We start from the raw sequence: 24,312 nt of genomic DNA on the forward strand, positions 1-24,312 counted from the left end.
AATTCCCCTTTTTATTTTGTCTTAAGCATTAGTACGCAACTTAATGAAATTAAATAAAGAACTGACAGAAAAGCCATTGCTACTGTTAAAGAATAGTTATCCAAAAAGAATCCGATAAATACAGAAGAAAAACCTCCTACTGCTCGACCAAAATTGAAAATAATATTATTTGCTGTTGCTCTAATTCTTGAAGGATAGAGATTTCCAACAATTGCACCATACCCAGCGTTCATCCCGTTGGCAAAAAAACCAACAATCGCTCCACCAACCAAGATAAGCAATGGACTATCCGCATACGAATAGATAAAAACAGCAAGTGCAGAAGATATAAGGAATAGAGAATATGCAGTCTTAGCTCCAATTTTATCCATAATCTGCCCGAAAAAAACCATCCCAATCGACATTCCAATAATTGTAGCAATCATCCAATAAGACGAACCAGATACAGTCAATCCTAATTTTTTTTGCAAGATAGACGGCAACCAATTCATTAATCCGAAATAGCCTGCAACTTGTGCAATAGCCATTATTGATAAACGAATCGTCGTCATCGCGCGACCTTTTTGAAACAACTCAATAATCGATGGTCTTGAATCATTCACATTAGTCGCTTTCCATTCTTCAGGATCATCTAGTTTGAAGTAAGCAAAAATTGCTAAGAAAATTGGCAATGCACCAAATATAAATAATGCTCTCCAACCAAATACTGGAATAATCAATGCTGCTGCGATTGCTGCAATAATACTTCCAACTTGTCCCGCAATTGTGACAAAAGAATTTACTCGTCCTCTTCTTTCAGAAGAAAAGGTATCGGCCATCATCGACATAATAACTCCGTATTCTCCACCCCCACCAACACCGACAAAGAAACGCAAAACATACACAATTACAATATTATTAGCAAAGGCCATCCCGCCGGTCGCAATAGCGAAAATTGCTACTGTAAGTACAAACACTTTTGCTCGGCCTTTTCTATCAGCTAAAGTCCCAAAAATCAGTCCACCAGCAAGCATGCCGATATTCGTAATAGTTGAAATGAATCCCCCAGCTGTTCCACTTATACCAAAGTCTGTAATCATAGTTGCCAGTACATAAGAAAGCAACATCGTACTCATGCTCTGTAATCCCAATCCACTCATAGACATCGCTAAAATATTTTTCTCTGACCGACTCATTAGCTTTTTCTGATAGTCACGTTCTAAATTCTTCTCCATAATCTGCTCCTTTATAAAAATATTGACATTGATTGCTACGTAAATCCAAACGATTTTTACCTCTCCAAACAAAAAACAGACTCAATACATCCCACCACTCGTGAAATGGATTAAGCCTGCTTACCAGTTACTCTCCAACAATTTTTATTCAATTTTTCGATATTGTTGTGCTTGCGTTGCATTAATAGTATCCCCACGTTGCTTCCCAAAACCGATGCCTCGTTGCACCAGCACCCATTCTCCTTTCCGCTCAATTTCTTTTGCGATTACCGCATTATGCGACAACACTTGAACTACCACCATATTCCCACCCTTTCTGATAGCAAAAATCAACATAAAAAAAGAGGTACTAGACGACTGTCCAATACCTCTGACATAGCAAATAAACGAGCAACAACTTCCCTTAAAATTCTCCTAATTTTATCAAAAAAGTGCGATAAACCGGTAGAAATCCAGCAAAAAATTAGGTACAATTAACAAGGTTAGTGCTTGCACTAACTATGGCAACTTGATTGATCAGCGCCAACTGATTCTTCAAGGCCTTGTGGTTTAGTAGCTGTGTTTTAACTAAACTGCAAGGTGCCTTTTTTTATTCGATTTAAACTATCTGAGTCTATTCTAATGAAAACGATTCCTATCTGTCAAGCGAACAAAGGGAAAAAGTTAAAAAAGATAGAATTTTCCGATAAGAGTAAGTCAACTCATGTAGTAGAGCATTTTTTATTCAAAATCTACAGGTCTTGCAACTTCATTGCTTTCATCAAATTCAAATGCAATAGCATCCAAAATACGTTGACTTGATTCTCCATCTCCATACGGATTTGAAGCTTTTGCCATTGCATGGTAGTGCTCCTCACTATCAAGAAGGAATGAAGTTTCTTCAAAAACAGTTGCTTCATCAGTACCAACCAATTTCAACGTTCCAGCTTCAATGCCTTCTGGTCTTTCAGTTGTATCGCGAAGAACTAGTACAGGTACACCAAGAGACGGTGCTTCTTCTTGAACTCCACCAGAATCAGACATAATCAAATGACTTTTATTGGCAATATTTTGAAAATCAACTACATCTAATGGTTCAATCAATTTGATTCGATCAGATTTAATCAGTGTATTTCTTGCCAGCTCACGAACTTTAGGATTTTTATGGATTGGAAAAACAACCGCAATATCTTCATACTTTTCAATTAATCGATTGATTGCATGAAATACGTTTTCCATAGGTTTACCAAGATTTTCCCGTCGGTGCATTGTCACTAGAATAATTTTTTTATCACTAAGTTCATCAAGAAGTTCATTTTTATAATCTTCTCGTACTGTATACTTCATAGCATCAATAGCTGTGTTCCCAGTGATAAAAATCCTGCTTTCCTCATGATTTTCTACCAACAGATTTTGTTTACTTTGTGTAGTTGGCGCAAAGTAAATATCCGCTAATACATCTGTCACTTGCCGATTCATCTCTTCAGGAAAAGGCGAATATTTGTTCCAGGTACGTAATCCTGCTTCAACGTGACCAATCTTAATTTGACGATAGAAGCCTGCGATAGATGCTGCAAAAGTTGTTGTTGTATCACCATGGACTAAAATAATATCCGGTTTTGCTTCTACAAGTACACTATCCAGCTCTTTGATTACACGACTAGTGATATCCGTTAACGTTTGTCCATCCTTCATAATGTTTAAATCATAATCTGGAGTAACTTGAAATACTTCCAGAACTTGATCTAACATTTGTCTGTGTTGTGCTGTAACAGTCACGATTGACTCAAAACGTTCATCTGCTTCAATAGCTTTCACTAATGGAGCCATTTTGATTGCTTCAGGTCGAGTACCGAATACGGTCATTATTTTGATCCTCATACTTGTCCTCTTCTCTTCATTAAAATAATGATACTCCTTATCTCCTTACTATTGATAAATAAAAAAATTCCATAAAAAATGAGATAAACAAAAAATGAGAAAATTCTCCCATCAAAGATATTTAACAAAACAAATACCATTGTAATTGTGAACTCAAAAATTCTTCTATTTTTATTTGTGATCTTTATCTTTTGCTCTAAGAAATATTCTGATAAATCAGAACGAAAAACTAACAATACTAAAATTGAAAATACAGCATACGTCAAACTTTCCAAAATAAAGATAGAAATACCAGTTAGAATCAAACTCAAGAATAACGTTAAAATATTTGCGACAAAAATGCGTTTTTCTCCTCTTATTGTTTTCAAAAAAGTATTGGTCAAAAGTGAGGTTTTTGATTCATAAATAAAAATGGGGAATAGAATTCCCATATAATGTATACTCTCCTCATATGCTGGCAACCACCTTATTAATACAAAGGAAAAGGGATAGTACAATAGCAACAAACCAAATGAAATAGTCATAAGGCTAATACGAATATTAGAATAAATCATCGATAAGTTTCTATTTTCAATTCTACGGAGGTAGGGGAATAGTGTAGCTCCTATTGCATTAATGAATGTTATAAACATATTTGATAAACTTAACGTTAAAGAGATTTTCCCAAATTCCACTATGGACCACTTTCTTTCAACGCCAAACCTAATTACTCCAATAATAAGTTGGCTGGCAATAAATGAAAGGGTCAGATTTATTCCTGAAAACACTAATTTTTTTGTTGCTATTACATCTTTTAGATTAGGAATATAATTTCTAAATAAAATATCAAAGGTCATTCCCATTCCAACCACTAAAGCAATACCTCGGCACACTAAATCTATTATCAATAGAACAGAAAAATTATTCCCCGTAAAAACTAAATATAACATTGCCGGGAAAATGAACAGAATTCTGTCAACTCTTGTTAGCCTTGAATATTCAAGTATTCTGTTTGCAGATTGTAGAATTGATAAAATTAATGATCTCATATTAGTTAGTAAGATACTTATTACAGAGTAAATTATTATCAATGTCTTATCTGTGATAGATTCATCAAAAATACCAATCCAGATGCTAACAAGAATCAGAATTATAATCTCTATAATAAAAAGAAACCAAAATTGAATTCCCAATCGTTCTCCGTGTAAATCCTTGTACTCAATACCTGCATATTTTAATGCTATTCCATCAACTAATCCAAAATGAAATAATCCAGCAAATGAAATATAAAATAAATATAATTGGTAGTATCCATAGCCCTCTACTCCCAGAATTTTTGGGAAGAAGAGGATAGCAACTACAGAAATAAACATCGTTATAAAATTTGCAGAAACTGAATATAATAGATTCTTTGCAAGACTTATTTTTGATGACTTCATTTTCTCACCTAAACCTTAAGAAAGGCCTCATCGTTTAAAATGGCTTTTTTTACACATACCATTTGGCTCTTAATTAATTCTTTCGCTTCATTTTTAGACTCAAATAGTTCTTCCACTAGCTCAATAAATTTTTCGTTGTGTTCAACTGCTAGTTCCTCTATGTCTATCATAAATTTATCTAATTTAAATTGCTTTACAATGTTAGCTTTATAACCAGAATAAGAAATTGCGAAAGCAGGAACATTACTTATTAATGCAAAAATTACTGAATGAAATCTTGTTCCTATCAATATTTCAGCCTCAGAGTATAGCTTTATCAATTCAGTTGCAGAATAATAAGTGTAGTCATAATTATAATAATTAATCCCTTTTGTCATATCTTCAAACTTTTTTGTAATGATATTGTCGTTTTCAAAAGAGTTAGGACCCTTAACATGTGGGATTACCAAGATAGTTACTCCATATTTATTGTGTAATTTATCACAACATTCTTTTATCGTTTCTAAATATCTTAATTCTCCATTTTTTTGAGGAAAATTATGTTGTCGTAAAGTAATCACAACATACGGATCTTTGTTCTCAAATTTTATTTTTTTATTCTCATTAAGTAAAAATGCATAATCACTTGTCAAATTAACATTACTTTCACTAAGTCCCAATTTTATCATCTTTTCCAAAGAAATCTCCTCACGAAAAGAAATTCCTTTAGCCGAGTTCAAAACATTCAATGTGAACTCTAATTTCTTCTTACTAAAGAAATCACTATTATAAAATGGTCCCATGGATTGGGCTAAGATTGAGTAAGGTTTATTTAATTTTTTTGCTATCTTCAATGGATATAAGCATTTAAGAAGGTGAAAAAAGCCATGCACACCTTGCCTGTCAAAGAGAAAGTGTCCTCCCTTTGAAATAACGACATCACTATCTTCAATTGTTGAAAAACTCTTATTTTTGATTCCCATAAAAAATGAGATATAAACTAATACTACACTGAATAATTCTCGAACCTTTGAAAATAAATTTCCATCATACACTTTATAAAATGGAGACGGAATTGTTTCAATAGAAATATTAGGAAATTCCTCAATAATTTTCTCAATACTTTTATCATAATAAAAATTCTCGTTTGATAATTCTGAAAGTATTTTTATTTCTAGTGATTCATGCTCAATATTGAATCTTTTTATGATTCCCATAATTATTGCACTATCACCGGAATTCAGATCTGACCAACCATTACAAATAACTACTCTCACAAATATTCCTCCTGCATCTGATCTATTATTTTCAAGTACTTCTCTCCAATGATCGCCCAATCATAATCTTTAACTCTCTCTATATGTTCAAAATTCCCATCTGAATAGTCCTGAATAAAAGTGATTAAATTTCGAATTATTTCATTTTCATCATAGGTCGATACCCTACCTCTATCATAAGAATTAATTACTTCTTTTGAGTAATCCTTTTCATCACAAATAGCAAAGATTGGTCGATCTGTCGCCAAGTATTCAAATAGTTTTCCCGGAACCTGAACACTCCCAAGATTTCCAAAAAATAATAAGGCATCCGTATTTATCTGGTTATCAACTACCTCATTAAATCCGATATTCCCTAACATATTAAAAGTAATATTTTTATTATCAAATGTCTGGATTCTTTCAAGTACATACTGCTCCATTTTTCCGGCTATGGTGATGACGATATTTCTATTATTTAATTGCCTAGAGTTAATTTTTTCTAATGCATTAAAAAAACTTTCTGGATTACGAATATCTTCATAAAAAATTCCTGAGTAAAAAAAGTTTATATTATGCTTAGAATTATTTGTACACTTTCTTTCTCGTTCGTAAATTTTTGTATCTACACCTTGACTAATAATTGCGATCTTATTCTTTATAAAAGGAAACTGCCTAACATACTCATCTAATGTAGCTGAAGTTGTTACTGTGACAAAATCTGCATGTTTAAGTGTTCTTTTTTCCACATACCTATCAAGTATTCTTCTTCTTTTTGGAACAGTTTCATTTGAAGGATTAAAGGACCACGGATCGCCGTAATCAAAAATAAGTTTACAATTAAAATACTTTTTCAATTTTTTCGCAAGTAAGTGTGTAGAAAATGGAAATCCAACTGAAATAATAACATCTGGATTGCCATTTTTCCCTGATATTTCAAGTACAGATTTTTTTAAATATTGATTCCAGAAAATCATTCTATCTGGAAAAAAGAAAGATTTTATTTTTTTTTTGTAGATAGATTTAGCCAATAGTTTAATTTTATTTTGAGGAGCGGTACTTTTTTCTTTATTTGTCTCACTTCGCTTTTCCTTTGATGGATATAATTTTTCATAAAATCTTCCACCATAACTTCTAACTACTCGATATTCATTCGATATCATATCAAGCTTTTCTGAGTTATATATCGGATCAGTTTTACTAGGATCTATCGTAAAAACTGTTACATCGTGTTTTTTTGATAACTGCTCAGAAAAGTTTGCCCAAGCGATTCCTCTTCCTGCACCAATTGGTGGAAAATTATACATTAATATAAAAATTCTCATATTTTCTCCCCCACAGATTCATACACTTTTTTATATTGATCAACCATCTCCAATATAGAAAATTTCTCAGCTTTGAGTGATGCGTTCTCTGAATAAAAAGAATAATTACCCATGATTTCTTCAATTCCATTAATAATTTGAGAAACTAGTTCTTTATCTGAGTTAACTAATATCCCATTGACAGAATTATCTATAACTTCACTAACGCCACCAACATCGGTACAAATAACGGGAACCCCCATTGCAAGAGACTCTATATATGTATATGGCAGTCCTTCAAACAAAGAAGGTGAAACTAAAATATCAATTGTCGAAAAAGCTTTGACCACATCCTCACTAAAACCCATAAATGAGATATTTGGTAATTGTTTCTCTTTCGCCTCAGATCTCAATGTGCCAGCTAACGGACCTTCACCATAAATTAGGATGTCGTAATTTTTTTTGACTTTCTGAGCCAATTGAATCATAATTTCAGGATTCTTTTGCTGAGAAAGTCTTCCAATGAAACCTAGATTTGATGTAATTTTCTTTTTATTAACTTTAATTTTAAATCTATCAAGGTCAATTCCATTGTAAATAATTTCTATTTTTTTCTTATAGTTAAATTTATTTTTTAATAATTCACCATCTTTTTTTGAAACTGCTACTGTACAGGCATCCGAGCTAGAGAAGAAACCGAACAAACATCTTACAATGAGATTATCTTTTTTAGGCGAAAAATATAATCCATGAACCGTGGTAACAATTTGTATATTCTTTCTTTCAATAAAATTAACCAGATTAGTCACTAATCTACCCATAAATATTGCTCGAGCAGCATGTAGATGAACTATGTCAGGTGATATATTCCTTAAGACATCATATATCTGTACCAAAGAAATAATCCCTCTTTTCATAGAAAAAAGATTAATATTTTCTTTTTTATTAATCTTTTCAACAATTTTATTACCAATTGAACAGATCAAAGTTATCTCGTATTCTCTATCTAAATTATTTATTATATCAGAAACATTTTTCTCTGAACCGCCATATTCTTCTCCATTAAGGATTATAAATACTATTTTTTTCATATTATTGTCCTTGCTTATTGATTTCATATTATTTTATACTTGTTCTTCATAGATTTCCTGACTAAAATATATAATGCTGTTTCCCTTCCCAAGGATTCTAAATAATCTTAAAAGACATTTAAATTTTCTCATCATATCCACTATCAGCAATCATTACCATTAATGGCAATGCAAGTAAAAACCAAAGGTGTCTCCAATGAATTATGTCAATTACAAATCCATTTACAAGGATCCCACATAAACTGCTAAAAGCTATTATATGTAGTTCATTCTCATTTTTAATGAGAGATCTTCTAAGACTAGTAAAAAGTGAAATAAAAATTATTAGTATAAAGCTCAGGAATCCTGCGTGTCCATTTTCTAACCACACACGTAAATATCCATTATGAGTTGCATAATTCAATGATAATTCAGTTTGACCAGGTCCAATTCCAAATGGAAATTTTGCAATATCAATTAAAGCTCTATCTTGTGTATTGAATCTATCAGTGTCATATGCATGGATTGCAAATCTTGTTTCTAGCATGGATGCTACTTCTGGAATTGTAATGAATTTATATATTCCTATTATAAATACTGCTAATATAGGAATTAATTTAAAAATTTGTCTGATATTGGGATTTTTAAAATACTTTAGAAATAAGAATACAGATAAACTCAAAACAAGGTTTATCCATGCAGCTCTGGAATAACTTAGGATGTTAGCAATTGTACAAACAGAAAAAATAAAATACCATCGAATCTTTCTTTCTGGAGCTAAAATTTGTGAAAAAGAATATAATATTATTGGTACCATGAATGGTCCGAATACATTAGGATCTTTAAAAAAACCAGTTACTCTACCAAATTTAACTATTTGATTAAACGTTGGAATTATTGATAAATAACTTAGAATTCCAACGCAGGCAGAAACAGTTGCAGAAAAGATATATCCGCTAAATAATATTTTTAACCCCTTCTCTTTGTATGTAAAACTAAATGCAATGAAAAATAAAAAAGATAAAATCAAATATATTGTTATTAAGAAATATCTTAGTGCCACGGTAGTAGAAGAGACAAAGAAAAATGAAATTATATTTGCTATTATTAAAACATAGATACTCCCAAAAATAATATCATTGTACCGAGGTAATCTTAATAATTTTAGGCCTAATCCAATTACCAAGACTATAATAAAAAGAAAGTCCATTGGAGCTGGTTCAAAAAAAACTATTCCGCTTATTGCCATCATAACCCATACCAATCTCAGGTATATATTCTTCACGCCTTACCTCCATATATCCATCTAACGTAATAAATTCTTATACTTAGTAACACTCTTTAACCGATATCTCAAAATTTTGATTTTAAAAAAATAAGCATATCATTATAATTATACTAATAACTTTAGATATACCTATAAAGTTATAAAGACCTAACTAATTATTTTTACGTGTTATAGTACGTCTGTGTAACACCGAAAAGTACTCGAAATGAAATCATCAATAGTAAAACTTTTCTCATATAATTTTCTGGAATTTACTGATAATTGCTGAAACTCATCTGTTGTTAATTGACTTATTTTATGCATAAATAGCTTTATATCTTCAGGCTTCACCGAAGTTAAATAACCGTTTTCCCCATGAGTAATTAATTCATTAACTCCTCCAACATCAGTTGCAAGAATTGGACGGCCCATACACATTCCTTCAATAATACTAATTGGAAGGCCCTCATAGTCAGATATAAGTGTTAACACAGAATTGTGATCTAAATAATCCATAGGAGTTTCTTTAAAACCTAGAAAATCTATTTTATCCTCTAACTGATAAGCGTGTACCTTATTTTTTGCTTCTAATAGTCTCTCCCCATCACCAATAAATGTTATACGATAATTAGTGATTCCCTTTTCTGAGAGTAACTTAGCAGCGTCAATTAAAAGATCTTGCCTTTTCTGAACGTCTGAGAATCTCGCAATCATAACAAAATTAATCGGTTCGTTCCTATCTCGTTCAAGAGAGAGGTTTGGATACTCGTCGGGTACACCATTATAAATGGCTATTCCCGTTGTATTTTTAAAGATATTCTTACGATTTGCAATATCGTAATCAAATTTCGATACACAAATTACTTTATCTGTAAACCCGCTTAGGAATCTTTCAATACCAACAAAAACTCTTGCTTTTTTTTTAGAAACACCATCTGTAAATGACCATCCATGAGCAGTAAATATAACTTTCACATTTAAATTGATACATGCTACTCTACCCACAGCTCCAGCTTTTGATGAATGGAGATGAACGATTGCTGGGTTTTCTTTTTTTACTAATTTTCGGAATTTTCTAATTGATCTTAAATCTTTACTAATAGAGATTTCACGAACTAAACTTGACATTAAGATAATTCTACATGGAATTTTATTTTCATGAATTTTTTTTGTCAAATCACCCTCGTCACCAACTACAAGAATTACATCAGAACCCTTTAAAGCTTGTGCACGAATTAATTCGTATAGATGATTTTGGGCTCCTCCCCATTTAGACCTAGTAATACAATATAAGATTTTCATTGTTTCTCCTCATTCTTCTAGTTGATTATCTTCTCACTTGCTTCAGTAGCCTTGATACTTTTCTCAAAATTTTTGTCCTGATAAGATAATTGAAATTTTTGAATGATACTTCCAGGATAGCCTTTCATTTCTCTATCATAAACTAGCGTACCAAAAACTTTATTAAATACATTAATTTGCTTCGATAAAAATTGAATTAAACCATCAAGTCCTGGAATGATCCTGATTTTTTTATTATTGATTTCAGCAATTTTTTCTACCATATCAGATGTATTAACGTATTCTTTATTTTGAGGATGAAATGTTCCCGATAGCTGGGAATCAACCATCAATTTAAGAAATAGAGCTAGATTATTGATATAAAGCATACTTCTTTGATTTTTAACTTTTGGGAAGATTGGACTTTTTTTTGCCAGTCTAGCTAAACGTGGATAATTTCCCACTGTATTCGGTCCATAAATCATCGGTGGTCGTAAAATACAAACTTTAAACTTAGGTGAATCAAGTTCACCGAGTAATTTTTCTGCCGCTAACTTCGATTTTCCATAAGGTGTTTTTGGCTGTGGCATCGTTTCTTTTGATATAACTCCCGTATCTACACCAAAGATTGACATGGAGCTAAAGAAAATAAACTGACTAACCCCTTCGTCTTTTGCTTTTTTCGCTGTTTCAACTGCTAAATCACGATTGACTTGATAATATAATTCTTCATTTTTCTCTTTTACATGCACAATAGCTGCTAGATGAATAATTGAATCGTACCCCGAAAAATCCTTTTCTTTCCACGAACCATCCTTTAAATCAATCGTGTCAATCTGATAGTCATCCCCGAATTGTTGCATATAGGTTTCAAAAGAAGTGCCAATATAACTATTGGCGCCAGTAATCAAAATCCGCTTCATTCTTTCTCTCCTTTATCCTTCAACGAACCTGTTCCGCCTTCTACCACACCATCACTTTTAAAGACGGCGCCAATCGTGCCAAAGAAACATTTGACATCTAAAGCAAAGGACATTTCCTTTGTATAAGTCCCATCTAGCCTTGCTTTTACAGGAATTTCCAATTCATCACGTCCACTGATTTGCGCGAGTCCGGTTAATCCAGGGCGGATGTCATTTGCGCCGTAAAGGTCTCTTGCTTCAATCAAATCATACTGATTCCATAAGCAAGGACGAGGTCCAATGATTGCCATATCCCCTTTTAGAATGTTCCACAATTGAGGTAATTCATCCAAGCTGGTTTTCCGCAAGAATTTTCCGACTTTTGTAATAAAATAGTCTGGATTTTCCAACAGATGGGTCGGCATTTCTTTAGGCGTATCTACCCGCATCGTCCGGAATTTATAAATATTAAAGTAGCGTTTGTTCTTTCCTACCCGCTTTTGTTTAAAAATGATTGGACCTTTTGAATCTAGCTTGATTGCTAAAAACAAAAGCAGAAAAATTGGCGACAAAACAATGATGCCAATCAATGAAAGCAAGAAATCAATGCCTCGTTTAAGTCCGTTCCTATACACGTTTCCAACTCCTATTTATTCGAAGCATTCGCAAAACGAACGACTTCTTTGGCTAATTCATGATCATCCTTTGGTAGATGATCGACAAAATCCATCACTTTCTGGATGGAATACCCCTTGATATTTCCAACAAAGATTTTTTCATAAACTTCTTCATCGTTACGTTCTTTGTCCAACAATAATTCTTCATACAATTTTTCTCCGGGACGAATACCGGTTTCGACGATTTCAATTTCATCTTCGGAATAGCCGCTGAGACGAACCATATTTTTGGCAAGATCCAAAATTTTGACCGGTTCGCTCATATCCAATACGAAGATTTCGCCTCCTTTTGCAAGGGCACCCGATTGAATTACCAATCGGCTAGCTTCGGGGATTGTCATAAAGTAACGAGTCATGCGAAAATCTGTCACTGTAATGGGTCCACCTTTGGCGATTTGTTCCCGAAAAACTGGAATTACACTGCCTCGTGAACCTAAGACATTTCCAAAACGGACAGCAGAAAATTTAGTTTTTCCTGTTTCATTTAATCCCGTCACGATCATTTCTGCAATTCGCTTAGTAGAACCCATGACGTTTGGCGGATTATTGGCTTTATCGGTAGAGATCATCACGAAATTTTTGACGTTAGTAGCTTTTGCGGCTTCTGCCACATTTTTTGTACCATACACATTGTTTTTTACCGCTTCTCGCGGGTTGTACTCCATCATCGGCACATGTTTATGGGCTGCAGCATGATAGACGATATCTGGCTGATAGTGTGCCATAACTTCGAAAATCTTCTCTCTGTCTTGGACGTCAGCAATGATTGGCACGATTTCGGTTAGCTTATCAGTATAATTTGTTTTCAATTCACGATCAATTAGGTAAATGGAGTTTTCTCCATGACCTAGCAATAATAATTGCTTTGGATTAAATTGGATGACTTGACGACAAATTTCAGAACCAATCGAACCACCAGCTCCTGTGACTAAAATCACTTTATCCGTCAACTGATCTTTGATAGAATCAATATCTAAGGCAACTTCCTCTCGTCCTAATAAATCTACGACATCAATGGTTTTTAGACGAGACATGCTGATTTTACCAGATGCCATCTCTTCCATAGATGGCATCGCATTTACTTTTACTTTTAAATTTTCAAGAGTATTAAAAATTTCTCGTAGTTTTTTTCGTGACATGGATGGGATGGCGATTGTCACCATGTTAATATCATGGGCTTGAATCAAATCCGGTAGATCTTTGATTTTCCCCAGCACTTTGACTCCGCTAAGATACGTTTTTACTTTATTGGGATCATCATCTACAAATCCAATCACATCGATTTCGCCGGCGGTTTTTGAACCTAGCAGACTGTTGTAAAGAATTCGTCCGCCTTCACCTGCACCGATAATTAATGTTCGTTTAGCTTCAACACCACTGACACCATTCATATTTCGATGCTCTACGAACAAACGCCACGCTAACCGGCTGGCTACAATCAAAAAGGTAGACAAGATATAGGCAAAGACCTCTACTCTACGGCTATATCGATTTCCGGATACAAACAGAAACGCCATGATTGTCACAAGCTGACAGGTTGTCGCAGCAAAAATAGCAATCATTTCCCGCAAATTTGTGTAACGATTGATACGAGTGAACACTTTAAATATGTAGCCATACAGCCAATACAATCCTATCGATATAAGAATCGTTTTTTGAATAAAATCTACCGACACCGGCAAAAACGGCCGCATGAAATAATACGTCGCGATATTTGCAAAAGCGATCAATAAGCTATCTACGATCACTAAAATAATTACTTTCCTTCTCCTTGTTAACTCGAACAACCCCATCATCCCCTAAAACAATCCAAATTTCTTCTTTTTCACTTCTGAATAGGCAGCAAAAGTAATTGGATCCCCATTCAGTAGATCCTTCGCTACTTGTTGCATCGCCGTGACTTTCTCTTGTCCAAAATCTTTGGCGATTTGTTCGTAGGCTTCCTTCATATAGAAATTGCGCTTATTAACTCCATGAGCGTCTGAAGCCACCATTTGAACCAAATTGTGCTTCACCATTTCTTTTGCGGTCTTTTGGATCGACTTGCCAAAGGTTCCCACATAACTGGGAGCTGTCAATTGTGCCAATACCCCCATATCTAGAAACGGTACCAAACGATTTGGTTCTTCCCGAAATTTTGCGTTTCGCTCTGGGTGGACGATAACTGGTATCTTCCCCAAACCTCGCAGTTCAAAGAGAATTTGTTCTGCGTAAGCAGGAATATCCAACGTTGGAAATTCAATCAGGATATAAGTATCATCTAAATCAGTAAACAGGATTTCACCGCGTCTTATATCCTCAAGCAAATCACCAGTGATACGAACTTCTTGTCCTTCTAATACCGTCAACGGCAGTTGACGGCGGTCTAATTCTTCTTGCAAACGGAGAACGCGGGGAATGACAGATTGCTTGGGATTGGTGTATTTTCCATTATTATGATGGGGCGTACATAAAATATGTGTGATTCCCTGGCTGATTGCTTTTTCTGCCATGGCAATGCTATCATCCATTGTTTGGGCACCATCATCAATTCCCGGTAAGATATGGCAATGCAAATCAATCATTCCACCGTCTCCTTTACTTAATTTCCGTAATAGTAATAGCCTTGATCTTTCATATTTTCTGCACCATTATAGACCACGCCAAGTACCCTTGCTTGGACCATTTCCAGCAAATTCCGTGCTTTTACAAGTGATTCTTTCAATGATACATTTTCCCGCACAACTAAGATCGTACCATCTACTTTTGATGCCATGATTTGGGCATCTGTTACTGTAACGACCGGCGGCATATCAAAAATAAGAATATCATAATGGTTACGTACTTCTGCCAATACCTGATCCATCCGGACAGATCCCAACAATTCAGAAGGATTTGGCGGTTTTGGTCCACTGGTTAACACGCATAGATTGTCAACTGTTGTCGGTTGTGCTGCATCAACAATATTTTGAGTAGTACTTAATACAGTGCTTAATCCAATTTCGTTACTTAATCGGAAGGTTTTATGCACTGTAGCTTTTCGCAAATCAGCATCGATTAACAACACTTTTTGTCCCGCATTAGCAAAAACAACAGCCAGATTAGCAGAAGTGGTTGATTTTCCTTCACCCGGACCAGAGGAAGTTACTACGATGGTTTGGATTTGCTTATCTGTTGAAGAAGCAAATTGAATATTGGTTCGAACTGCCCGATATTGTTCTGAGACGGGTGAAGACTTATCAACTAAAGTAATTAGGCTTACTGCATTACTTTCTTTACCTTTACGTTCATTTTGTTTTTTTGTCATCTTTTTTATCCTCCTATACCCGAGATCGACTGCGACGTGATGTTGACGTATCTTCGTCCTTTTTCTTATTATCTGATAAAACTGAGTTTGTTTGCAGAGTTGTTGCCGAAATTTCCTTTTGGGTCATTTGAGGAACTGTCCCTAGAATAGTGAACCCTAGTGTATCCGTAACGAATTTGTCGTCCTTCACTGTCCGATCCAGTAACTCTAATAAGAAAGCCATCCCCACACCGACCATTAATCCTAATACAATACCAATTGCTAGGTTCAATTTGTTGTTTGGTGAAACTGGAGATAATCTTGCAGTTGCTTTCGAGATAATAGAAATTTTATCAATCGAGGTAGTCATCGTGTCTTTGGCACTTTCTTGAAAGACTTGCGCCGTCGTATTGGCGATATGTTCAGCATCAACTGCTTTCGTACTCGTTGCTTTGATGGAGAACATTTGTGAATTTTGGGACTGAGTAACTTCAATTGCTCCTTTAATTTCCCCCGTAGACAGGTTCAGATCGTATTCTGATTCCAACGTGTCTTTTACTTGACTCATTACCAAATCGCTAACAATTAAATCTTTGTAAGTATTAATCATTTGTAGATTCGTATTGACATCATTGACATTGGTTGTATCATTTTTGGGCAAAGTAACAATCAATTGAGCTTGGGAACTGTATTTAGGTGTAATGACAAAGAAAGTAACTGCCCCGGCAAGCGCCAATCCGGCAAACATACTAATGATAATTGCGGCGATGTGTTTCTTTAAAATTCCAAAAATTTCTTTTAAACTAATTGTCTCTTCCATTTTTTCTCCACTTTCTCTAGTTATTAGTGCCTAATTGCGTTTGCAATTTGGTTTGAACCCGGGTTAATTCGTCTTCACTGACCTGTTGATAAGAGATACCATCTTGCATAAAGCCTTCTCCTTGCATCTGATCTTGCTCAATTGTTCCAAAGGCACTACGGTAATCAAGAGCAATTTTTTTCATGTCATCAAAGCTCATATCCGTTTTTACGTTGTCTTCCATTGCATTAAGTACTTCCTGATACTTGGTCACACCATCAAGTGATAAGATTTTTTTTGCGACTCCTGCCACGATTTGGCGTTGTCTTTCTTGCCGACCATAATCTCCCCTTGGATCTTCCTTCCGCATTCGAGAATAGGAAAGAGCTTGGTCTCCGTCCAGCGTAATTTTTCCATAGTCAAAGGTGTACTCACCTTGCGTGAATTTTTGCTCATTGGCTACTTCAACGCCACCTACCGCATCAACAAGTTCCTTCAACCCTTTCATATTGATTGCTACATAATGATTGACGGGAATGTCCAAATAATTCTCAACGGTATCCATCGACATCCCGGCACCACCAAAGGCATACGCATGGTTGATTTTGTCTTCAGTGCCATGACCGACGATTTTAACATAGGTATCTCGTGCAATGCTGACGATTGTGGTCTTCTCATTCGTTGGATTGACCGCTGCTACCATCATAGTATCGGAACGACCAACTTCTGTACGTCCTAGATCACCGGTATCAATTCCCAATAACAGAACTGAAAATGGTTCTTTTTGATTCAAATTAGCAGTTTCTGTTTTTCCCCCATCTTGGGTCTGCCGCTCCACCGATTCATAGGTTTTTTGAACCGAATCACTAAGATCAAAATAGACCTTTGCCCCGATGCCGACGATTACCAATGTCAATGCAACGATAACGCCTAAAACACCTAATATGATTTTTTTACCCTTTGACATGCGATTGCTCCAATCTCATCAAAATTTATTAATAATTTTCTCCAGTTGTATCAACGGTTTCTATATTTTCCTCCGTTTGTCCATAGTCTATATCACTTTCAGAAGATTCAGCCTCGGAGCTAAGCCCTAGTCCTAATTGGCTATTGATGATGTCTGCGGATTTTTGATAGTCAGCTTTTAGCTTTTCATTTCGGACTTGCGCAATACTATTCACCAAATTTAGATAACTATCATAAGTGGCAGCCTCTGTAACATTCCCATCTTTCACCATTTTAGCGATTGATTCTCTGATATTCTTGCTGCGTGTGATTTGTGCAGAAGCAAAATCAAGATATTTCGTCACTAATTCATTCCACTGGTTACCTTCTACCAATTTTAATTGTTCACGAATCTCACCAACATCAGTATCTTTTAGCGTATCTTTTATAATGACGTCATTTTTTACCGTTTGCCAATTGCTGACTCCTTTCGTAAAGAGCAGATTGACTTCTTCTTGGATATTAAATTTTATGTCAGCATCGTCAAGCTGTGTTTCTAAATTTTCTTTTTGTTCGCCAATTGCTTTTGCCCCTGTAGGCATATCCTTTTCTTCAATACCAAACTCGTCTGCGGAAACTTTTACTGCGTCCAGATTTGCTGCAACTACTGAGACATCCGTATCCTTTAGGCCATTGCGCAAAAAGACTAAGTTTTTGTCGCTGTATAAGTCTTTGATTTCTCCATCAATTTCTGTTAACTTACTGCTTTCTTTTTTCACTGCTGTTTGAGCATATGTGACCATTTGATCATATTGCTTGCCAGCGTTTACTCGGTACCCAAAAAAACAAACCGCTAGCGCACTCGCTCCAACAGCTGCGACCGCAACGGTCTTCAGTAATGGCTTTTTCATCTAACACACTCCTTGTAAATAATTATTTTCACTATTCGTTAAATTTTATTATTTCCTAAATTACTGTGTGCAAAGTCACTAGTTTATATTATAAGCAAGAATGCTGCGAAAAAAAAGTGCTACAAAAGAATTTCCATGTGTTTTAGCAAGCATTTCTGTAAAAACCTGCACTTTCCATAAAAATTTTAATGAAATTGTACGTTTGTAGTCGTTTTCTCCAATTCAAATAGCTTTAATGAGATTTAAATAAGATTTTTCTCATTTTTGTTTTCCCACGAAAAAAGCAGTCCGTGCGAGGCATAGACTGCTTTCCTTAATTTCACTTGATTATCCGCGAATTGTGACCTTCACTTGACGACGTCCCCAGCTTGTACATTGGTCAACGGTCGGAAAATGCACGTCAATAATATTTCCTTTGATGGCACCACCTGTGTCGAGCGCTAAGGCAACTCCGTATCCTTGAACTTCCACAACGGTTCCTAGCGGGATCACACTTGGATCGACTGCGACAGCTTGCGGATTTTTCCGCAAATCTGTTCCGCTGGCAGTAAAATAGCTGGCGCCAGCTTCTGCGTAAGAATAGGCCGTTGATTCCATCATCATAGTCTTACCACCAGTTGTACTTCCGGTATTGTTACTTGAATTATTATTCGATGAACTCTCTTCGGTTTCACTAGTGCTTGTTTCTGAGCTGGCACTGGTTGAGCTGCTGCTTGGTTCACTAGTTGAACTTGCGCTGCTTTCCTTCTGTGCTGTCTTTTCTGCCGCTGCTTTCTCAGCTGCCGCTTTCTCCTGCTCTGCCTTTTCTGCTGCTGCTTTTTCGGCAGCCGCTTTTTCAGCCGCTAAGCGAGACTCTTCTGCTTCTTTGCTGTTGGCGATTTCTTGCAGGATATTTTTATTTTCTGCCAATTGTTCTTGTAAATTTGCGATTTTATCATCTAATTCTTTTGCATCTGCTTCTAAACTGGCCTCATTTTCTTTCAACGTTTCTTGGGTGTTTTCCACCTTGTCTTTTAACGTTTCAAGTTTTTCTTTTTCAGAAGTTAAACTGGTAATCTTCTCTTTTTCCGCATTTTGCAGAACACTCATTGCATAGGCACGGTTAATCAATTCTTGTAGATTGGACGAATCCAATAATGCGGTCCAATCCCGTTCGGCACCCCCGTTGACTTGAATATCCTTCAATCGTTGGGCAGCCGCAGTTTTGCGCTTTTCAATGTTTTGTTCTGTTACCTTGATTTCCTCTTGGGCATCTGTCAATGCTGCTTCGTTTTTAGCGATTTTGGTTTTCGTCGCTTCGACTTCCGCATATTTATCGTTCACATCATTTAACGCCAATTGGACTTCTGCGCTGATTTTATCACTTTGCTGTGTAATCGCGCTTTCTTTTTCATTTAACGAATCAAGAGATTCTGCACTAGCAAATACTGGGACGACAAAATTTGCTACTAATACAGCAGTGAAGACTGTCATTAGTTTCTTTGCTTTCACTGAATCCAACACCTTTCGTTTCTATCCTCAATGCTACTTATTATACAAATTTTGTTGGCGATTATTGTTTCATTTCTTTTACAATTTGTTACATTTTCACCTGAAAGTGGGGAGTATTTCGTGAATTTTTTCAGAAAAACGCAAAAAAGTGGAGAATGAACCTGTTTTCTCCACTTTGCCTTTGTCATCATTTTGTAATATTGGGTCTATTTTTTTCGAAGATTTTCGACTAATTGACGAATATCTTCCAGACTTTTCACATTTTCGATTTTTAACTGCGAAAAGTTTTTTAAGAGTCTTCGTTGATTAAAATTCAATTTTGGCAAAGCTTCTTTTAATTCAGGATGGTCCTTGAAGTAATTCAGCCATTCAAAACGCTGTTGAACTTCCTGCTTTTGTTGGTCGAAACTTTCTCTCAACTCAGTCTTTCGCTGCTCGACTGCCGCATTCAGTTTCTTCGTAGCCGCTTGGAAGGCAGCAAGGTTCGCCAACGTATAGCCCAGATCAAACATAATGATGGCAATCAAAATCACCGGGAGATAAAAACCAAAATGGGCGGCTAACCAGCTTTCCATTTGCGCAACTTGCGGATGAACAAATTTGACAATCACCACGCACCCGATTCCCCAAAACAGTGAAACCGGCAATGCCACGCGTCCGTTGAGATTCAAAGGAACATCGCGATAATCCCACCAAGAAGCATGAAACAATTTTTCCAATCCAAAGCTGGTCACATATTCTAATACCGTCACCAGTACCGTCGCAAAGATATATAATAGGAACAAATTATCATGAAACGGTTGTAAAAAGTATAAAACAGCTAAAATGCCAAACCCGTAGATTGGTGTGATGGGTCCCACCAAAAATCCACGATACACGAACCGTTTTGCTTTGATCGAACAGTAGACTGTTTCCCACAACCAACCAATAAATGAGTAACAAAAAAATAAAAGCACTACACGAATAAATTCTTCCATTGTGCTCTCCTTTCTGAGTTTTCTTCTATTATACCGTATGTGGTTGGACTATTGTAGAATAGAAGCGGAGGAACCTGCTACATCAAAAAAGGACAACCGTTCCTCTGTCTTTTTTTTCGAGAAAAATCCTTTTTTTATTTTCTACATGCTAAAATAAAGATAACTTTTTGAGAAAGTAAAGGTGAAAAAATGCTTCAATTACTTACCTACGCAAAAAATTATCGCAAGCAAATCGTGCTTGGTCCTTTTTTTAAATTCTTAGAGGCCGTCTTTGAATTGATTTTGCCCCTACTGATGGCCCGTTTAGTGGATCATGGGATTCGGGCAAACGATCCACGAGCAGTTTGGTCAATGACCGGCTGGATGATTGTGATGTCCCTTGTCGGCTTGATTTGTGCGGTGATTTGTCAATATTATTCTTCGATTGCCTCTCAAGGCTTTGGGACGGAACTGCGAAATCAATTAATGAAGAAAATCAATACTCTTTCCCATGCAGAGCTGAACAAATTCGGCACCGACACGCTGATCACTCGAATGACCAACGATATCAACCAAATGCAATTGGCGTTGGCTATGCTGATTCGTTTAGTCGTTCGAGCACCTTTTCTAAGCGTGGGGGCAGTCATTATGGCCTTCACCATTGATTGGCAAATCGGGTTGATTTTTTTATTGGTTCTGCCCTTATTTTGTCTCGTTTTGTTTTGGATCATTCGCAAAACCGTGCCTTTATATCAGCAGGTACAAAAAAAATTAGACCGTCTAAACGAATGGATTACGCAAAATCTTAGTGGGATCCGTGTGATTCGCGCCTTTGTTCAAACAAAAAAAGAAACGACTCGTTTTGCAGAAGCCTCCGATGAATTGGCGGACATTTCCGTCAAGGTAACGAATTTGTCCGCTTTGTTGACGCCTGCTACCACCTTGATTATGAATCTCGGCATTTTGCTGGTGTTTTATCTGGGGGGGATCAAAGTCAATCTTGGTCATTTGGCACAAGGAGAAATTTTGGCTCTGGTCAATTATATGAATCAAATGTTGTTGGCGCTGATCGTTGTCTCAAATCTGGTGATTATTTTTACCCGTGCTGCAGCTTCGGCCCAACGGATCAATGAAGTTTTGGATGTTGAACCGACAATCAATGCACAAACAGGTACAATCAGTGAGGAACCGGCCTCTATCATCTTTCAGCACGTTGATTTTCGGTTTGCTCCTACCTTTGGTTTAGCGTTGCAGAATGTTTCCTTCACTGCTCCTGCTGGTTCGGTCATCGGCATCACCGGACCAACCGGCGGGGGAAAATCTGCTGTCACTCAGTTGATTCCCCGATTTTATGACGTGTCTGCTGGATCAGTAACAGTGGGAGGACTTGATGTTCGCAAGTGGCAGCTTGATGCATTGCGAAAAAAAATCGCTCTCGTTCCTCAAACTGCCGTGCTTTTCACCGGAACGATTCGTGAAAATTTGCAATGGGGGAAAAAAGACGCCACAGACGAGGACTGTTGGGAGGCGCTGAGAATTGCGCAATGCAAAGAATTTGTTGCAGCATTGCCTAGCCAGTTAGACACCAAGATTTTCGAAGGCGGGAAAAACTTTTCCGGCGGACAAAAACAACGCTTGACCATCGCCCGTGCTTTGATTGCAAAACCGGAGATTTTGATTTTGGACGACTCCTTGAGTGCTTTGGATTATCAAACAGATCGGAATTTGCGGCAAGCTTTGAAGGAAGAAACTGCCAGCACGCTGTTTATTATTTCCCAACGCATTCGTTCCATTCAATCAGCAGATCAAATTCTCGTTTTTGATCAAGGAACTCTTGCGGCAAAAGGAACCCACCATGAATTACTCAAAGGTTCGCGGGAATACCAAGAAATTGTTGCCTCACAGGAGGAATCAGAAAATGAATAAAACCTTTAATACGGCAGTTTTGCGGCGGTTTCTTCCCTATCTGCTGCGCTATCCCTTGGAGCTGTTCCTTGCTGTACTGCTGGGAATCGTTGCCGGTGGAACCAGTGTTTATATGACTTTTCAAATCGGACAGGCGGTTGATGTCTTGATTGGCAAAAATGCTGTCGATTTTGCGGCGTTTTCCCATATTCTCTTTTTATTCGCCAGTGTGGTGCTTCTTACAGTGGTCAGTCAATGGTTCATTCAACGATTAGGCAACCGAGTGGCGTATCTTTCTGTGACGGAATTGCGAAAAGATGCCTTTGCACAGTTGAACCGATTGCCCCTGCGTTTTTATGACCAAACGCCTCATGGTGATATCATCAGTCGCTTCACCAATGACATGGATGCGATTTCGATTGCGGTGGCTGCGATTTTTAACCAATTATTTTCCGGTTTAACGGTCGTGTTGGTAGCTTTTGTCGTCATGCTGCGGTTGAGTTTTTCCTTAACATTGGTAGTTTTACTAGCCACACCGATTATTTTTCTCGTTAACTTTTGGGTGGCTCGCAGTTCTCAAACGAACTTTGCCAAACAACAGGCAATCGTTGGTGATATTTCGAGTTTTGTTACTGAAATGATTGGCAACCAAAAAATTGTCAAAGCTTTTCAACGAGAAGCAGTCAATCAGACGCAATTTGAAGCAATCAACCAAGAGTTGAATCTTCGTGGACAAAAAGCTCAGTTCTCCTCTTCTTTGACGAATCCTATCTCCCGTTTTGTCGATCACCTTGCCTATTTAGCAGTTGGTTTTGTTGGCGGTTGGCTGCTTTTGGCGGGAGATGCCCAAATTACGGTAGGAATTATTTCCAGCTTTACGATTTATGCCAGCCAATTTACCAAGCCTTTTATCGAGATTTCCGGCATCACCACCCAGATTCAAACAGCAATGGCGGGCTTGTCTCGAGCCTTTCAATTAATCGATCAATTGCCGGAGATACCAGATGCTCCCGATGCAGTTTCCTTAGCGAAAATCGAAGGGGCGGTTGCTTTCCAAGAAGTTTCCTTTGCCTATGATCCGCAGACGCCGTTGATTGAGAATTTTACTTTTTCTGCAAATCCCGGCGAAACAGTTGCCATCGTGGGAAAAACCGGGGCTGGAAAATCAACACTGGTCAATCTGCTGATGCGTTTTTATGAGGTAGATAGCGGAAAAATCACGATTGACGGCATCGACATTCGCCAACTCAAACGCAATACCCTCCGCAAAAGTTTTGGTATGGTATTGCAAGATACTTGGTTATTTGATAGTACATTGCGGGAAAATCTACGCTACGGTAACGAACAAGCTACCGATGAGGAAATTTTTTCTGCCTTGAAGCAAACCTATATGCTGGAATTTGTGGAACGCCTTCCTAACCAGTTGGATACGTTGATTGGAGCATCCGGCATCAAAATTTCTGATGGGCAACGACAATTATTGACGATTGCCCGAACCATGATTAGTAAGCCCTCAATGTTGATTCTTGATGAAGCAACAAGTTCTGTTGATACCTTGACAGAACGTAAAATCCAGCAGGCTTTTCTGGCTATGATGGAAGGACGAACCAGCTTTGTCATCGCTCACCGTTTGGCAACAATCCAAGCCGCAGACCATATTTTAGTGATGGATGCCGGACAAATTGTCGAACAAGGAACCCACGAAACTCTGCTTGCACAAAATGGCTACTATGCCCAGTTGTATCACGCTCAATTTGAAGCTTAAAAAGCAAAACGAACATCTGGAGATTGCTCTCACAAGATGTTCGTTTT

21 protein-coding genes are annotated in these 24,312 nt (G+C 36.7%); 2 read left to right on the forward strand and 19 right to left on the reverse strand.

Annotated features, from left to right (window positions below):
* Positions 1–11: 11 nt before the first annotated feature.
* The 19 genes from BAU16_RS04050 to BAU16_RS04140 all read right to left on the reverse strand — a co-directional run bounded on the left by BAU16_RS04050 (position 12) and on the right by BAU16_RS04140 (position 20,616).
* Positions 12–1,175, reverse strand: coding sequence for an MFS transporter (locus BAU16_RS04050; protein ID WP_161526567.1), 1,164 nt, complete (start codon positions 1,173–1,175; stop codon positions 12–14).
* 183 nt (positions 1,176–1,358) lie between these two features.
* A complete protein-coding gene (locus BAU16_RS04055) occupies positions 1,359–1,517 on the reverse strand; it encodes a CAT RNA binding domain-containing protein (protein ID WP_161526512.1) in 159 nt (52 codons plus the stop codon).
* Positions 1,518–1,934: 417 nt separating this feature from the next.
* Complete coding sequence (gene wecB, locus BAU16_RS04060; protein ID WP_161526513.1) at positions 1,935–3,074, reverse strand: non-hydrolyzing UDP-N-acetylglucosamine 2-epimerase; 1,140 nt, start codon at positions 3,072–3,074, stop codon at positions 1,935–1,937.
* A complete protein-coding gene (locus tag BAU16_RS04065) occupies positions 3,071–4,492 on the reverse strand; it encodes a hypothetical protein (protein ID WP_161526514.1) in 1,422 nt (473 codons plus the stop codon). The genes wecB and BAU16_RS04065 overlap by 4 nt, the downstream gene beginning before the upstream one ends.
* 8 nt (positions 4,493–4,500) lie before the next feature.
* The gene (locus BAU16_RS04070; protein ID WP_161526515.1) at positions 4,501–5,748 is read right to left on the reverse strand and encodes a polysaccharide pyruvyl transferase family protein; all 1,248 of its coding nucleotides are present in this window, start codon (positions 5,746–5,748) and stop codon (positions 4,501–4,503) included.
* Positions 5,745–7,052, reverse strand: a complete 1,308-nt coding sequence (locus tag BAU16_RS04075; RefSeq protein WP_161526516.1) for a glycosyltransferase — start codon at positions 7,050–7,052, stop codon at positions 5,745–5,747. Before BAU16_RS04075 ends, BAU16_RS04070 begins: the two co-directional genes overlap by 4 nt.
* Positions 7,049–8,122 (reverse strand): glycosyltransferase, encoded by a 1,074-nt coding sequence (locus tag BAU16_RS04080; RefSeq protein ID WP_161526517.1) that lies wholly within the window; start codon positions 8,120–8,122, stop codon positions 7,049–7,051. Before BAU16_RS04080 ends, BAU16_RS04075 begins: the two co-directional genes overlap by 4 nt.
* A gap of 118 nt (positions 8,123–8,240) precedes the next feature.
* Positions 8,241–9,386, reverse strand: coding sequence for an O-antigen ligase family protein (locus BAU16_RS04085; protein ID WP_161526518.1), 1,146 nt, complete (start codon positions 9,384–9,386; stop codon positions 8,241–8,243).
* Positions 9,387–9,557: 171 nt separating this feature from the next.
* Complete coding sequence (locus BAU16_RS04090; protein ID WP_161526519.1) at positions 9,558–10,670, reverse strand: glycosyltransferase family 4 protein; 1,113 nt, start codon at positions 10,668–10,670, stop codon at positions 9,558–9,560.
* Positions 10,671–10,687: 17 nt separating this feature from the next.
* A complete protein-coding gene (locus BAU16_RS04095; RefSeq protein ID WP_161526520.1) occupies positions 10,688–11,572 on the reverse strand; it encodes an NAD-dependent epimerase/dehydratase family protein in 885 nt (294 codons plus the stop codon).
* Entirely contained in the window at positions 11,569–12,186 is a 618-nt protein-coding gene (locus BAU16_RS04100; RefSeq protein ID WP_161526521.1) for a sugar transferase, read from the reverse strand. Before BAU16_RS04100 ends, BAU16_RS04095 begins: the two co-directional genes overlap by 4 nt.
* Before the next feature lie 11 nt (positions 12,187–12,197).
* A complete protein-coding gene (locus BAU16_RS04105; protein ID WP_161526522.1) occupies positions 12,198–14,015 on the reverse strand; it encodes a polysaccharide biosynthesis protein in 1,818 nt (605 codons plus the stop codon).
* A 12-nt stretch (positions 14,016–14,027) separates the two neighbouring features.
* The gene (locus BAU16_RS04110; RefSeq protein WP_161526523.1) at positions 14,028–14,792 is read right to left on the reverse strand and encodes a tyrosine-protein phosphatase; all 765 of its coding nucleotides are present in this window, start codon (positions 14,790–14,792) and stop codon (positions 14,028–14,030) included.
* A gap of 17 nt (positions 14,793–14,809) precedes the next feature.
* Positions 14,810–15,514 (reverse strand): CpsD/CapB family tyrosine-protein kinase, encoded by a 705-nt coding sequence (locus BAU16_RS04115; RefSeq protein WP_161526524.1) that lies wholly within the window; start codon positions 15,512–15,514, stop codon positions 14,810–14,812.
* A 13-nt stretch (positions 15,515–15,527) separates the two neighbouring features.
* Positions 15,528–16,313, reverse strand: coding sequence for a YveK family protein (locus BAU16_RS04120; RefSeq protein WP_137604692.1), 786 nt, complete (start codon positions 16,311–16,313; stop codon positions 15,528–15,530).
* Between the two features lie 16 nt (positions 16,314–16,329).
* The gene (locus BAU16_RS04125) at positions 16,330–17,259 is read right to left on the reverse strand and encodes an LCP family glycopolymer transferase (RefSeq protein ID WP_137604693.1); all 930 of its coding nucleotides are present in this window, start codon (positions 17,257–17,259) and stop codon (positions 16,330–16,332) included.
* A 28-nt stretch (positions 17,260–17,287) separates the two neighbouring features.
* Complete coding sequence (locus tag BAU16_RS04130; protein WP_161526525.1) at positions 17,288–18,148, reverse strand: hypothetical protein; 861 nt, start codon at positions 18,146–18,148, stop codon at positions 17,288–17,290.
* Positions 18,149–18,475: 327 nt separating this feature from the next.
* A complete protein-coding gene (locus BAU16_RS04135) occupies positions 18,476–19,639 on the reverse strand; it encodes a 3D domain-containing protein (RefSeq protein WP_161526526.1) in 1,164 nt (387 codons plus the stop codon).
* A gap of 206 nt (positions 19,640–19,845) precedes the next feature.
* Positions 19,846–20,616, reverse strand: a complete 771-nt coding sequence (locus BAU16_RS04140) for a putative ABC transporter permease (RefSeq protein WP_048604268.1) — start codon at positions 20,614–20,616, stop codon at positions 19,846–19,848.
* Positions 20,617–20,805: 189 nt separating this feature from the next.
* Here BAU16_RS04140 and BAU16_RS04145 point away from each other — a divergent pair, with 189 nt between their 5' ends.
* Complete coding sequence (locus BAU16_RS04145) at positions 20,806–22,521, forward strand: ABC transporter ATP-binding protein (RefSeq protein ID WP_161526527.1); 1,716 nt, start codon at positions 20,806–20,808, stop codon at positions 22,519–22,521.
* Positions 22,514–24,265, forward strand: a complete 1,752-nt coding sequence (locus tag BAU16_RS04150) for an ABC transporter ATP-binding protein (RefSeq protein ID WP_161526528.1) — start codon at positions 22,514–22,516, stop codon at positions 24,263–24,265. The genes BAU16_RS04145 and BAU16_RS04150 overlap by 8 nt, the downstream gene beginning before the upstream one ends.
* Positions 24,266–24,312 lie beyond the last annotated feature (47 nt).

It is taken from the genome of Enterococcus sp. JM9B (assembly GCF_009933265.1).
Taxonomy (GTDB): Bacteria; Bacillota; Bacilli; order Lactobacillales; family Enterococcaceae; genus Enterococcus_C; species Enterococcus_C songbeiensis.